Source organism: Roseovarius sp. B08, from assembly GCF_051417955.1.
Classification (GTDB): domain Bacteria; phylum Pseudomonadota; class Alphaproteobacteria; order Rhodobacterales; family Rhodobacteraceae; genus Roseovarius.
In genome coordinates this window covers 3,357,563-3,370,457 of sequence record NZ_JBPRLW010000001.1, presented here as the reverse complement: position 1 = coordinate 3,370,457, position 12,895 = coordinate 3,357,563, and the positions used below count along the sequence as shown (strand labels likewise).

Genomic DNA, 12,895 nt, shown 5'->3' with positions numbered 1-12,895 from the left:
GAAGTGGCCTGCCGCTATACCGGGCCCGAGGCGCGGGTCTGGGACAAGCCGGGCGGGGCCGGGCCGGTGACCGAGGCCGATCTGGCGGTGAACGAGGTGCTGGCCGAGCAGTTGCGTGGCGCCCGGCCCGAGTATGGCTGGCTGTCGGAGGAAAGCGCCGATACGCCCGAGCGGCTGTCGCGCGAGCGGGTGTTCATTATCGACCCGATCGACGGCACGCGCAGTTTCATCGAGGGCACGCGGACCTGGGCGCACGCGCTGGCGGTGGTCGAGCGGGGCGAGGTGGTGGCGGGCGTCGTCTATTTGCCGATGCGGGACATGATGTATGCCGCTGCCGCCGGGCAGGGGGCGACGCTGAACGGCAAACGCCTGAAAGTCAGCGATGCCGGGGCGCTGGACGGCAGCAGCATGTTGGCGGCGAAACCGAATTTCGATACGCGGCACTGGCGCGCGGGTCAGCCGCCCGCAATGGATCGGGGTTTCGTCCGTCGCTGGCCTATCGGCTGGCGCTGGTGGCCGAGGGGCGGTTCGACGCGATGATGACCCTGCGCGGGGCGTGGGAGTGGGACATCGCGGCGGGCGATCTGATCCTGCGCGAGGCCGGTGCCGTGACGTCGGACCGGGAAGGGCAGCCGCTGAGGTTCAACAACCCCATGCCGAAGCTCGACGGGGTCGTGGCCGCGAACGCGGCGGTGCATGGCGCGTTGCTGGAGGCGCTGGCGCCCGGGGCTGCGATCTGATCCGATTGTGCGGCTGCGCCGCGCAGGATTGGTTTGTTCGAGTATTTACGGAACGATGAAACACGCATTCGAGCGCCAGATTGGCGCGTCTTGTCCGTGGCGGTAGAGGCGCGCGCAGCACCGCCTAGATAACCGTTTCCAGAAGGGAGACGGGATATGGACGGGCAGACGGTGGAACAGGACGCGCGCAGTGTGGAATACCTGCGGCAGGGAGATCTTCGAGCGCAGCATGGCCGAGCTGCGGACGGAGCGGCGCAGGCGGGAGGCCAGCGGGTACGCGGTGATGGCCATGGCCTACAGACTTGAAGGGGCCACGCGGAAAGAGACCCGGCTGGGCAAGGGCGTGACGGCGTCGCACTACGCTCTTGTCACCTTCGTGGCGGTGGTGCCGAACGTGGCGATGATCCTGATGCTGGCGGACTGATACGCTTGGCGCTTGTACCGGGTGCGGCGCCGGTCTAGAGCCGGGGCATGACCCGTTCGGACAACCTGACCGGCGCGCTGCTGATGATGGCGTCGATGGCGTGCTTCACCTTCAACGACACCGCCATGAAGGCGATGGCGGGGGACGTGCCGCTGTTTCAGTTGCTGCTGCTGCGCGGGCTTCTGACAAGCGCTCTGGTGGCGTTGGTGGCATGGCGGATGGGCGCGCTGCGGGCAAGGCTGCCGCGCCGCGACTGGGGTCTGATGGCCGCGCGGACGGGCGCGGAGGTGGGCGCGGCCTATTTCTTTCTGACCGCGCTTTTCAACATGCCGCTGGCCAACGTCACTGCGATCCTTCAGGCGCTGCCGCTGACCATCACGCTGGCCGCCGCGCTGTTTTTGCGCGAGCCGGTGGGCTGGCGGCGGATGCTGGCGATCCTGGTAGGGTTCGCGGGGGTGCTGCTGATCGTGCGGCCGGGGACGGCGGACTTCAACTTTTACGCGGTCTATGCCCTGCTGGCGGTGGGGTGCGTGACCGTCCGCGATCTGTCGACGCGGCGGCTGTCGAAGGAGACGCCGTCGATTTTTGTCACCTTGCTTACATCCGTCGCGACGATGACGATCTTCGGTCTGCTGAGCCTGGGCGTGCCGTGGGCGCCGATGGGCGGGCGCGAAATCGGGTTGGTAGGCGCCGCTTCTTTGCTGATCATCGGCGGCTATCTGTTCTCGATCATGGTGATGCGGGTGGGCGAAATCAGCTTTGTCGCGCCTTTTCGCTATACCGGCCTGTTATGGGCGATGCTGCTGGGGTTCGTGGCCTTTGGCGAGTGGCCGGAGACGTTGACATTGATCGGCGCGGCGATCGTGGTGGGCAGCGGGCTGTTCACGCTCTACCGCGAGACGCGGCTGGGACGGAAAAGGCCGCTTGCACAGCCGCCTCGTCGACATTGAAGCGATCCTTGAAAAAGGCGCGCTGATCGTCGGTCAGGGGCGCGAGGCCCTTGGTGCTGATCCGGGCGTGGCTGTCGTTGTCGTCATGGAGTGCCCGCAGGTACATCGCGGTTTCGGGCTCGATCAGGGTGGGCATGGTGTGATGCAGCTTGTGATGGCCGTAGTTCATGACAGTCCTGGGGTCGCCGGGACGGAACAGCACGGCCAGGCCACAGGCCAGGAACTGGCCCTGGATCTCCTGCGCGAGGATGCCCTCGGGTGTGAGCTTGACCGAATAGCCGCGGGAATATTCGATCACCATGTTCTGCCAGCCGTCGCGCAGCTTGCCTGCAAGCCGCGCAGTGCGCCGAATGCCGCGGATGAAATTGGTGCCGACCGCGTCGTCGTCGTCGAGCCGGAACTGGAGGGATTCCTCATCCTTGCCCTTGGCCAGTTCGCGCTGAATGGCGAGCTGCATCGCGGTGCGGTGCTTCATCGGTTCGGCGGTGACGATGGAGATCTGTTCGACAGGTGCGCAGATGTCGTTGAGCCGGTCCCAGTAGGGTTTGGGCATCCGTTCGCCGGTGAGCACGAGGAAGGTGAAACGCTTGTCCTTCTGCGCGGCGATGGAGGGCAGGGTGAGGGTCTCGAAATGGCGGAACCGCAGGTCCATCCGCTCGGGCGCATAGAGATAGGCCTCGCGCTCCTCGACCGTGTCGTGCATCCGCTTGAAGCCGCCCAGGGCGGGATAGGAAAACCGGCAGATTCCGATAGCGCGCATGGGGCGGGGGACCTTCGAGACGTGTTTGCGCATGGTTGCAAATGCGCGTCAGGCGGGCAAGCGGGAAACCGGGGGGTGCCCGGACGGTTGCCGGGCGGTAGTGCGGTCCGGCGGCGGCCTGACGGGGCGCAATGCCGCGCGTCGCGGCGAATTTGCCGGGGTTTGCCGCTTTGCAATCTCGGGCGGATGGGAGTGTTGACACCTGCGACGACTCCCCCTATACGCCGCTCATCTCGACCGTGGGGGCCGCCCCGAGTGTCGAACTCAAAATTCTAGTGGACAAGATCCGGGCCGTTTGAGCGCCCCGATCCTCTGGGAACCCGCCGCGTCGTTTACCTCGGAATGGAAACGATTGCGGTATTTGCGCATTGCGGACGCGTGATGTGCGAAACGAACTGAAACCGCGCGGGGGTGACCCGGTGCAAACACATGTGTTGAGAGACGGGAAAGAGACCCTATGCCAACGATCCAACAGCTGATCCGCAAGCCGCGGCAGCCGAAAACAAGAAGCCAGAAGTCGATGCACCTGCAAGGGTGCCCGCAGAAGCGCGGCGTTTGCACGCGCGTCTACACCACCACGCCCAAGAAGCCGAACTCGGCCATGCGGAAGGTTGCCAAGGTGCGCCTGACCAATGGCTTCGAGGTCATCAGCTATATCCCCGGCGAAAGCCACAACCTGCAGGAACACTCGGTGGTCCTGATCCGTGGCGGCCGTGTGAAAGACCTTCCCGGTGTGCGTTACCACATCCTGCGCGGTGTCCTGGATACCCAAGGCGTCAAGGACCGCAAGCAGCGCCGTTCGAAATACGGCGCCAAGCGTCCCAAGTAAGAGGAATTTCAGATGTCTCGTCGTCACGCCGCTGAAAAACGTGAAATCCTGCCCGACGCCAAGTATGGCGACCGGGTTCTGACCAAGTTCATGAACAACCTGATGATCGACGGCAAGAAGTCGGTCGCGGAGAAAATCGTCTACAACGCGCTGGATCGCGTCGAAGACAAGGTCAAGCGCGCGCCTGTGGAAATCTTCCACGAAGCGCTGGACAACATCAAACCATCGGTCGAGGTCCGCTCGCGCCGTGTCGGTGGTGCCACCTACCAGGTTCCGGTCGAGGTTCGCCCCGAGCGCCGCGAGGCGCTGGCGATCCGCTGGCTGATCACCGCCTGCCGTGGCCGCAACGAGAACACGATGGAAGAGCGCCTTGCAGGCGAGCTTCTGGACGCCGTGAACTCGCGCGGGACCGCCGTCAAGAAACGTGAAGACACCCACAAGATGGCCGAGGCGAACAAAGCCTTCAGCCATTACCGCTGGTAAACCTCTAGAGGCATTACATCATGGCACGCGATTATCCGCTCGAACGCTACCGCAACTTCGGCATCATGGCCCATATCGACGCAGGCAAGACCACCTGCTCGGAACGGATCCTGTTCTACACCGGCAAATCCCACAACATCGGCGAGGTGCACGATGGTGCGGCCACCATGGACTGGATGGAGCAGGAGCAGGAACGCGGGATCACCATCACGTCGGCGGCCACCACCACCTTCTGGCAGTGGCAGGAAGATCCGACGAAAGAGGGCACCGACGACACCAAGTTCCGGATGAACATCATCGACACGCCCGGCCACGTCGACTTCACCATCGAGGTCGAGCGTTCGCTGGCCGTGCTTGACGGTGCCATCTGCGTGCTGGATGCCAACGCGGGTGTCGAACCCCAGACCGAGACCGTCTGGCGCCAGGCCGACCGCTACAAGGTGCCGCGCATCGTCTTCGTCAACAAGATGGACAAGATCGGTGCCGACTTCTTCAACTGTGTCGAGATGATCGAAAGCCGCACCGGCGCGAAGGCCGTTCCGATCGCCATGCCGATCGGTGCCGAGAACGAGCTGGAAGGCATCATCGACCTGGTCACCATGGAAGAGTGGACCTGGAAAGGTGAAGACCTGGGCGCGTCCTGGACCCGTCAGCCGATCCGCGACAGCCTCAAGGACCAGGCCGACGAATGGCGCGGCAAGCTGATCGAGAACGCCGTCGAAATGGACGACGACGCGATGATGGAATACCTGGAAGGCAACGAGCCCGATGTGCCGACCCTGCGGAAGCTGATCCGCAAGGGCACGCTGTCGCTGAGCTTCGTTCCGGTTCTGGGCGGCTCCGCGTTCAAGAACAAGGGTGTGCAGCCGCTGCTGAATGCCGTGGTCGATTATCTGCCGAGCCCGCTCGACGTGGTCGATTACATGGGCTTTGCCCCGGATGACGAGACCGAGACCCGCAACATCGCCCGCCGTGCCGACGATTCCATGCCGTTCTCGGGCCTGGCGTTCAAGATCATGAACGACCCGTTCGTCGGTTCGCTGACCTTCACGCGCATCTACTCGGGCGTGCTGAACAAGGGCGACACGGTCCAGAACTCGACCAAGGGCAAGAAAGAGCGCATCGGCCGTATGATGATGATGCACTCGAACAACCGCGAAGAGATCGAAGAGGCATTCGCCGGCGACATCATCGCGCTGGCCGGTCTGAAGGACACCACCACGGGTGACACGCTGTGCGATCCGAAAGAGCAGGTGGTTCTGGAAACCATGACCTTCCCCGATCCGGTGATCGAGATCGCGGTCGAGCCCAAGACCAAGAACGACCAGGAGAAGATGAGCCAGGGCCTGGCCCGTCTGGCCGCCGAAGACCCGTCCTTCCGCGTCGAAACCGACATCGAGAGCGGTCAGACCATCATGAAGGGCATGGGCGAGTTGCACCTCGACATCCTGGTCGACCGTCTGAAGCGCGAGTTCAAGGTCGAAGCCAACATCGGCGCGCCGCAGGTGGCCTATCGCGAGACCATCAGCCACGAGATCGAACACACCTACACCCACAAGAAACAGTCGGGTGGTTCGGGTCAGTTCGCCGAAGTGAAGCTGATCATCTCGCCGACCGAGCCGGGCGAAGGCTATTCGTTCGAGAGCCGCATCGTCGGTGGTGCCGTGCCGAAGGAATACATCCCCGGCGTCGAGAAGGGCATCGAGAGCGTGATGGACAGCGGCCCGCTGGCCGGCTTCCCGGTGATCGACTTCAAGGTCGCACTGATCGACGGCAAGTTCCACGACGTGGACTCCTCGGTCATGGCGTTCGAGATCGCGGCACGGATGGGCATGCGCGAAGGTCTGCGCAAGGCCGGCGCGAAACTGCTGGAGCCGGTGATGAAGGTCGAAGTGATCTCGCCGGAAGAGTATACCGGCAACGTGATCGGCGACCTGACCTCGCGTCGGGGCCAGGTGTCGGGCCAGGAGCCCCGCGGCAACGCCATCGCGATCGCCGCGAACGTGCCGCTGGCCAACATGTTCGGCTACATCAACACGCTGCGTTCGATGTCGTCGGGCCGCGCCCAGTTCACCATGCAGTTCTCGCATTACGAGCCTGTGCCGTCGAACATCTCGGAAGAGATCCAGGCGAAATACGCATAACCCGGGTGGCGGGGCGAACCCCGCCCTACCCATCACCGTAGGGTGGGGTTTTACCCCACCGTCCGACAAGAAAAAGAGGAGCCAAACCCATGGCAAAGGAAAAGTTTGACCGTTCGAAACCGCACGTGAACATCGGGACCGTTGGTCACGTTGACCACGGCAAGACGACGCTGACGGCGGCGATCACGAAGTATTTCGGCGATTTCCGCGCGTATGACCAGATCGACGGTGCGCCGGAAGAGAAAGCGCGCGGGATCACGATCTCGACGGCGCACGTGGAATACGAGACCGACGCGCGGCACTATGCGCATGTCGACTGCCCCGGCCACGCCGACTATGTCAAGAACATGATCACCGGTGCGGCGCAGATGGACGGCGCGATCCTGGTGGTGAACGCCGCCGACGGCCCGATGCCGCAGACCCGCGAGCACATCCTGCTGGCGCGCCAGGTCGGCGTGCCCGCGCTGGTGGTGTTCATGAACAAGGTCGACCAGGTCGATGACGAGGAACTGCTGGAGCTGGTGGAAATGGAGATCCGCGAGCTGCTGAGCTCGTACGACTTCCCCGGCGACGACATTCCGATCATCGCGGGCTCGGCGCTGGCGGCGATGGAAGGCAACAACCCCGAGATCGGCGAAGAGAAGATCCGCGAGCTGATGGCGGCCGTGGACGAGTACATCCCGACGCCCGAGCGCGCCGTGGACCAGCCGTTCCTGATGCCGGTCGAGGACGTGTTCTCGATCTCTGGCCGCGGCACGGTTGCCACCGGCCGGATCGAGCGTGGCCTGATCAAGGTCGGCGAAGAGATGGAGATCGTGGGCCTGAACAAGAACAAGAAGACGACCTGCACGGGCGTCGAGATGTTCCGCAAGCTTCTGGACCAGGGCGAGGCCGGCGACAACGTCGGTCTGCTGCTGCGCGGTATCGAGCGTGACGGCGTGGAGCGCGGCCAGGTGCTGTGCAAGCCCGGCTCGGTGAACCCGCACACCAAGTTCGAGGCCGAGGCGTATATCCTGACCAAGGAAGAGGGTGGCCGCCACACGCCGTTCTTCGCCAACTACCGTCCGCAGTTCTACTTCCGCACGACGGACGTGACGGGCACGGTGACGCTTCCCTCGGGCACCGAGATGGTGATGCCGGGCGACAACCTGAAGTTCGAGGTCGAGCTGATCGCGCCGATCGCGATGGAAGACGGCCTGCGCTTCGCCATCCGCGAAGGCGGCCGCACCGTCGGTGCCGGCGTGGTGTCGAAGATCCTCGAGTGATTTGAGGCACGGCGTTGTCCCGGATGTGATCCGGGACATCTCGGAATTCCCGGGTGCTGATCCTGTATCGGCACCCGGACCCACTTTGGGCGCGACGAAGGGCGGCAATTCCGCTTCTCTTCCTCTCCGCTGAAACCCTGTTAGGGATAAGAAAAATGGCCATTCAAAGCCAAAACATCCGTATCCGCCTGAAGGCGTTCGACTATCGCGTGCTGGACGCCAGCACGCAGGAGATCGTCAACACCGCCAAGCGGACCGGCGCAGACGTGCGCGGGCCCATCCCGCTGCCGAACAAGATCGAGAAGTTCACCGTTCTGCGTGGCCCCCACGTGAACAAGAAATCGCGCGATCAGTTCGAGATCCGGACGCACAAGCGTCTCTTGGACATCGTTGATCCCACGCCCCAGACCGTCGACGCGCTGATGAAGCTCGACCTGGCCGCCGGCGTGGACGTGCAGATCTCGGTTTAAGGAGGGCAGGACATGTTGCGCTCTGGTGTAATCGCAAAGAAAGTCGGCATGACCCGGCTTTTCATGGAAGACGGCCGGCAGGTTCCGGTGACCGTTCTCCAACTGGACAAATTGCAGGTCGTCGCCCAACGCACGCCCGAAGAGCACGGCTATGCCGCTGTTCAACTGGGTGCCGGGACCGCCAAGGCGAAACGGACGTCGAAAGCCATGCGTGGCCATTTCGCCGTCGCCAAGGTTGAACCCAAGCGCAAGGTCGCGGAATTCCGCGTGGCGCCCGAGAACATGATCGACGTGGGCGAGGAAATCACCGCGAACCACTATTTCGAAGGTCAGTTCGTGGACGTCTCGGGCACCTCGATCGGTAAGGGCTTTGCCGGTGCGATGAAGCGGCACAACTTTGGCGGTCTGCGGGCCAGCCACGGTGTGTCGATCAGCCACCGCTCGCACGGCTCCACCGGCCAGTGTCAGGACCCCGGCAAGGTGTTCAAGGGCAAGAAGATGGCTGGTCACATGGGCGCCGCCCGCGTGACGACGCAGAATCTGCAAGTGGTGAAAACCGACGCCGACCGTGGCCTGATCATGGTCAAGGGCGCGGTTCCCGGCTCGAAGGGTGGCTGGGTGACGGTCAAGGATGCGGTCAAGAAGCCGTTCCCCGAGAACGCCATTCTGCCCGCCGCTCTGAAATCGGCCGCCGCCGAAGCAGAGAAAGCCGCGGAAGAAGCCGCAGCCGCCGCCGCCGCCGAGGCCGAGGCCGAAGCACAGCGTCTGGCCGAAGAGCAGGCCGCCCAGGAAGCCGCCGCGCTGAAAGAGGCCGAAGCCGATATCGAGGCCGACAAGTCCGATGATGCCGGCGAAGAGAAGAAGGACGGTGAGGAATGAAACTCGACGTGATCAAACTCGACGGCGGCAAGGCCGGTTCGGTCGAGCTCTCGGGCGAGATCTTCGATCTCGATCCGCGTGCCGACATCCTGCACCGCGTCGTCCGCTGGCAGCGCAACAAGGCGCAGCAGGGCACCCACAAGGTCAAGACCCGGTCCGAGACCAGCTACTCGACCAAGAAGATCTATCGCCAGAAGGGCACCGGCGGCGCACGCCACGGTGACCGCAACGCGCCGATCTTCCGCAAGGGTGGTATCTACAAGGGTCCGGTTCCGCGCAGCCACGCGCATGACCTGCCCAAGAAGGTGCGCCAGCTGGGCCTGAAGCACGCGCTGTCGGCCAAGGCGAAGGCGGGTGAGCTGGTGGTGATCGAGGCCGCCGAAGGTGCCGCGAAGACCAAGGAACTGGCCAAGCAGGTCAAGGACCTGGGCTGGAAGCGCGCGCTGATCATCGACGGCGCCGAGGTGAACGAGGGCTTTGCCCGCGCCGCGGCCAACATCGACGGTCTGGACGTGCTGCCCAGCATGGGCGCGAACGTATACGACATCCTCAAGCGCGATACGCTCGTGCTGACCAAGGCGGGTGTCGAAGCACTGGAGGCTCGGTTGAAATGAGCGCGAAAGCAGAACATTACGATGTGATCCGCAAGCCGGTGATCACCGAGAAGGCCACGATGGCGTCGGAAGCGAACGCCGTTGTCTTCGAGGTGGCCATGGACGCCGCGAAACCCCAGATCAAGGAGGCCGTCGAGGCGCTCTTTGGTGTGAAGGTGAAGGCGGTCAACACGTCCATCACCAAGGGCAAGCAGAAGCGGTTCCGTGGCATCATGGGCCGCCGCAAGGACGTCAAGAAAGCCTACGTGACGCTTGAAGAGGGCAACACGATCGACGTGACGACCGGGCTGTGAGGCGTGGTGGGGTGAAACCCCACCCTACGAGATTGAGACCCCCGTCGAGAGATCGGCGGGGGTTTTCTTTTGGCGCGCGCCGGCATTTTGTCGCTCGAAATCAATGGCCCGGCGATTGCTGCCCGTGATTTTCATTGACGCGACTCATGTTAGCGCCCATATGGGCGGTGCACGTTACTACCTATCGACCCTTTCTCCTTTACGGCGACTGGCTTTCGATCTTGTCATGACGCCGCCAAGCTGCCGCATACTGCGGGCAGCAACATCTAAAGGAGACACGGAAATGGCCAACGGCACCGTGAAATGGTTCAACACCACCAAAGGCTACGGCTTTATCGCACCGGAATCGGGCGGCAAGGACGTCTTCGTTCACATCTCGGCCGTCGAGCGTTCGGGCCTGACCGGCCTGGCCGACGATCAGAAGGTCACCTATGACCTGGAATCCGGCCGTGACGGACGCGAAAGCGCCGTCAACATCGCGCTGGCATAAGGCGCCAGGCGGCAATACCGCCGGCCTTTGAGAGAGTTCGACCCCGGGCGCAGGCGTGGCCGGGGTTTTTCTTTGGGAGAAAGGCTTGACCCCAAGGGTGGTCTTTCGTAAACGACCCCATCCGCAAGGCCCCGGATTCGTCCGGGGCTTTGCCGTTGCGGCGCGGGCGCCGTCCCGGATCTGATCCGGGATCTCGTGGAAACGAGGCCCAGACCGCACCTGAACCGGGCACCTAAGGGGGCCTATAACCATGGTGGGTTTGAAACCCACCCTACATAGGCGAATGCATGCATTCGCCACTGCTAAACGGAAGACAGAAAGCATGGCACTCAAGTCGTACAAGCCGACGACGCCGGGCCAGCGCGGGCTGGTGCTGATCGACCGTTCGGAGCTGTGGAAAGGACGTCCCGTCAAAGCCCTCACCGAGGGTCTGACGAAATCGGGCGGCCGGAACAACACCGGGCGGATTACCTCGCGTCGTCGCGGGGGTGGCGCCAAACGCCTTTACCGGATCGTTGATTTCAAACGCAACAAGGTCGACGTGGCCGCAACCGTCGAGCGGATCGAATACGACCCGAACCGGACGGCCTTTATCGCGCTGATCAAATACGAAGATGGCGAGCAGGCCTACATCCTGGCGCCGCAGCGCCTGGCCGTGGGCGACAGCGTCATCGCCTCGCCCAAGGCCGACATCAAACCCGGCAACGCGATGCCGTTCCAGGGCATGCCGATCGGTACCATCGTCCACAACATCGAGCTGAAGCCCGGCAAGGGCGGCCAGATCGCACGTGCCGCCGGTACCTATGCCCAGTTCGTGGGCCGCGATGGTGGCTATGCCCAGATCCGCCTGAGCTCGGGCGAGCTGCGCATGGTGCGTCAGGAGTGCATGGCGACCGTCGGTGCCGTCAGCAACCCCGACAACAGCAACCAGAACTACGGCAAGGCCGGCCGCATGCGCCACAAGGGCATTCGCCCGTCCGTGCGCGGCGTGGTCATGAACCCGATCGACCACCCCCATGGTGGTGGTGAGGGCCGGACCTCGGGTGGTCGTCACCCGGTGACGCCCTGGGGCAAGCCGACGAAGGGTGCGCGCACCCGTAACAAGAACAAGGCGTCGCAGAAGCTGATCATCCGCTCGCGTCACGCCAGGAAGAAGGGCCGTTAACACATGAGCCGCTCTGTATGGAAAGGCCCCTTCGTCGATGCCTACGTGCTGAAAAAAGCCGAAGCATCGCGCGAGTCGGGGCGCAACGAAGTCATCAAGATCTGGTCGCGCCGTTCGACGATCCTGCCCCAGTTCGTGGGCCTGACGTTTGGCGTGTACAATGGTCACAAGCATATCCCCGTCAACGTGTCGGAAGATATGATCGGTCAGAAATTCGGTGAATACGCGCCGACCCGTACCTATTACGGGCACGCCGCCGACAAAAAAGCGAAGCGGAAGTAAGTCATGGGCAAGGAAAAGAACCCCCGCCGCGTGGCTGACAACGAAGCGATGGCAAAACTGCGCATGCTTCGCACCAGCCCGCAGAAACTCAACCTGGTGGCCGCGCTGATCCGTGGCAAGAAGGTGGACAAGGCGCTGAACGATCTGACCTTCTCGAAGAAGCGGATCGCACAGGACGTGAAGAAATGCCTTCAGTCCGCCGTGGCCAACGCCGAGAACAACCACAACCTCGATGTCGACGATCTGATCGTGGCCGAGGCCTATGTGGGCAAGAACCTCGTGATGAAACGCGGCCGTCCGCGCGCCCGTGGCCGGTTCGGCCGGATCATGAAGCCGTTCTCAGAAATCACCATCAAGGTGCGTGAAGTCGAGGAGCAAGCCTAATGGGTAACAAAGTCAATCCGATCGGCATGCGCCTGCAGGTGAACCGCACCTGGGACAGCCGCTGGTACGCCGACACAAAGGATTACGGTGATCTTCTGCTGGAAGACATCGCGATCCGTGATTTCATCAAGAAAGAGTGCAAGCAGGCCGGCATCAGCCGCGTGATCATCGAGCGCCCGCACAAGAAGTGCCGCGTCACGGTGCATACCGCGCGCCCCGGCGTGATCATCGGCAAGAAAGGCGCCGATATCGAGACCCTGCGCAAGAAGCTGGCGGCGATGACCGACAGCGAACTGCACCTGAACATCGTCGAGGTCCGCAAGCCGGAACTGGACGCGGCCCTGGTGGGTGAAAGCATCGCCCAGCAGCTGGAGCGCCGTGTGTCGTTCCGCCGCGCGATGAAGCGTGCCGTGCAGAACGCCATGCGCATGGGGGCCCTGGGCATCCGGGTCAACGTCGCGGGCCGCCTGGGCGGTGCGGAGATCGCACGGACCGAATGGTACCGCGAGGGCCGGGTTCCGCTGCACACGCTGCGTGCCGACATCGATTACGCCAATATCGAGGCCAGCACGCCCTACGGGATCATCGGCATCAAGGTCTGGATCTTCAAGGGCGAGATCATGGAACATGATCCGGCAGCCCGGGATCGCAAGGCGCAGGAACTTCAGGACGGCCCGGCACCTCGTGGTGCTGGTGGCGGCCGCCGCTGAGGAGGGATGAGAA

Annotated in this window: 16 protein-coding genes and 1 pseudogene; 16 read left to right on the top strand and 1 reads right to left on the bottom strand. The window is 63.4% G+C overall.

Features of this window, described 5'->3' with window-relative positions; genetic code table 11:
- Positions 1–3: 3 nt before the first annotated feature.
- The 3 genes and pseudogenes from ACSQ76_RS17155 to ACSQ76_RS17145 all read left to right on the top strand — a co-directional run bounded on the left by ACSQ76_RS17155 (position 4) and on the right by ACSQ76_RS17145 (position 2,114).
- Positions 4–740 (top strand): annotated as a pseudogene (locus ACSQ76_RS17155) (inositol monophosphatase family protein).
- A gap of 190 nt (positions 741–930) precedes the next feature.
- Positions 931–1,164 (top strand): hypothetical protein, encoded by a 234-nt coding sequence (locus tag ACSQ76_RS17150; RefSeq protein ID WP_437157521.1) that lies wholly within the window; start codon positions 931–933, stop codon positions 1,162–1,164.
- Between the two features lie 47 nt (positions 1,165–1,211).
- Positions 1,212–2,114: a DMT family transporter gene (locus ACSQ76_RS17145; RefSeq protein WP_306130859.1), complete on the top strand. Its 903-nt coding sequence runs from the start codon at positions 1,212–1,214 to the stop codon at positions 2,112–2,114.
- On the opposite strand, the gene ACSQ76_RS17140 is transcribed toward ACSQ76_RS17145, so the two are convergent.
- The gene (locus ACSQ76_RS17140) at positions 2,047–2,874 is read right to left on the bottom strand and encodes a glycosyltransferase (protein WP_437157520.1); all 828 of its coding nucleotides are present in this window, start codon (positions 2,872–2,874) and stop codon (positions 2,047–2,049) included. The genes ACSQ76_RS17145 and ACSQ76_RS17140 overlap by 68 nt on opposite strands.
- Before the next feature lie 457 nt (positions 2,875–3,331).
- Between ACSQ76_RS17140 and rpsL the strand changes: the two genes are divergently transcribed.
- The 13 genes from rpsL (at position 3,332) to rpsC (ending at position 12,882) form a co-directional block, all read left to right on the top strand.
- Positions 3,332–3,703: a 30S ribosomal protein S12 gene (gene rpsL, locus ACSQ76_RS17135; RefSeq protein WP_103762132.1), complete on the top strand. Its 372-nt coding sequence runs from the start codon at positions 3,332–3,334 to the stop codon at positions 3,701–3,703.
- Between the two features lie 12 nt (positions 3,704–3,715).
- On the top strand, positions 3,716–4,186 hold the full coding sequence (rpsG, locus tag ACSQ76_RS17130; RefSeq protein ID WP_057796812.1) for a 30S ribosomal protein S7: 471 nt from the start codon (positions 3,716–3,718) through the stop codon (positions 4,184–4,186).
- 20 nt (positions 4,187–4,206) lie between these two features.
- Positions 4,207–6,330 carry an elongation factor G gene (gene fusA / locus ACSQ76_RS17125; protein WP_306130861.1) on the top strand — a complete coding sequence of 708 codons (2,124 nt, stop codon included), beginning with the start codon at positions 4,207–4,209 and terminating at the stop codon, positions 6,328–6,330.
- Positions 6,331–6,419: 89 nt separating this feature from the next.
- Entirely contained in the window at positions 6,420–7,595 is a 1,176-nt protein-coding gene (gene tuf, locus ACSQ76_RS17120) for an elongation factor Tu (protein ID WP_437157519.1), read from the top strand.
- 161 nt (positions 7,596–7,756) lie between these two features.
- Positions 7,757–8,065 (top strand): 30S ribosomal protein S10, encoded by a 309-nt coding sequence (rpsJ, locus tag ACSQ76_RS17115; protein WP_057795293.1) that lies wholly within the window; start codon positions 7,757–7,759, stop codon positions 8,063–8,065.
- 12 nt (positions 8,066–8,077) lie between these two features.
- Positions 8,078–8,944 carry a 50S ribosomal protein L3 gene (gene rplC / locus ACSQ76_RS17110; RefSeq protein WP_437157518.1) on the top strand — a complete coding sequence of 289 codons (867 nt, stop codon included), beginning with the start codon at positions 8,078–8,080 and terminating at the stop codon, positions 8,942–8,944.
- Entirely contained in the window at positions 8,941–9,558 is a 618-nt protein-coding gene (gene rplD, locus ACSQ76_RS17105; RefSeq protein WP_103762136.1) for a 50S ribosomal protein L4, read from the top strand. The genes rplC and rplD overlap by 4 nt, the downstream gene beginning before the upstream one ends.
- Positions 9,555–9,851 (top strand): 50S ribosomal protein L23, encoded by a 297-nt coding sequence (locus ACSQ76_RS17100; RefSeq protein WP_103762137.1) that lies wholly within the window; start codon positions 9,555–9,557, stop codon positions 9,849–9,851. The genes rplD and ACSQ76_RS17100 overlap by 4 nt, the downstream gene beginning before the upstream one ends.
- Before the next feature lie 283 nt (positions 9,852–10,134).
- Entirely contained in the window at positions 10,135–10,341 is a 207-nt protein-coding gene (locus ACSQ76_RS17095; RefSeq protein ID WP_057794967.1) for a cold-shock protein, read from the top strand.
- A gap of 322 nt (positions 10,342–10,663) precedes the next feature.
- Positions 10,664–11,506, top strand: coding sequence for a 50S ribosomal protein L2 (gene rplB, locus ACSQ76_RS17090; protein ID WP_152493557.1), 843 nt, complete (start codon positions 10,664–10,666; stop codon positions 11,504–11,506).
- A 3-nt stretch (positions 11,507–11,509) separates the two neighbouring features.
- The gene (gene rpsS, locus ACSQ76_RS17085) at positions 11,510–11,788 is read left to right on the top strand and encodes a 30S ribosomal protein S19 (RefSeq protein ID WP_057794973.1); all 279 of its coding nucleotides are present in this window, start codon (positions 11,510–11,512) and stop codon (positions 11,786–11,788) included.
- A gap of 3 nt (positions 11,789–11,791) precedes the next feature.
- Positions 11,792–12,172, top strand: coding sequence for a 50S ribosomal protein L22 (rplV, locus tag ACSQ76_RS17080; protein ID WP_152493556.1), 381 nt, complete (start codon positions 11,792–11,794; stop codon positions 12,170–12,172).
- Positions 12,172–12,882, top strand: a complete 711-nt coding sequence (gene rpsC / locus ACSQ76_RS17075; protein WP_103762140.1) for a 30S ribosomal protein S3 — start codon at positions 12,172–12,174, stop codon at positions 12,880–12,882. The genes rplV and rpsC overlap by 1 nt, the downstream gene beginning before the upstream one ends.
- Positions 12,883–12,895: the final 13 nt, after the last annotated feature.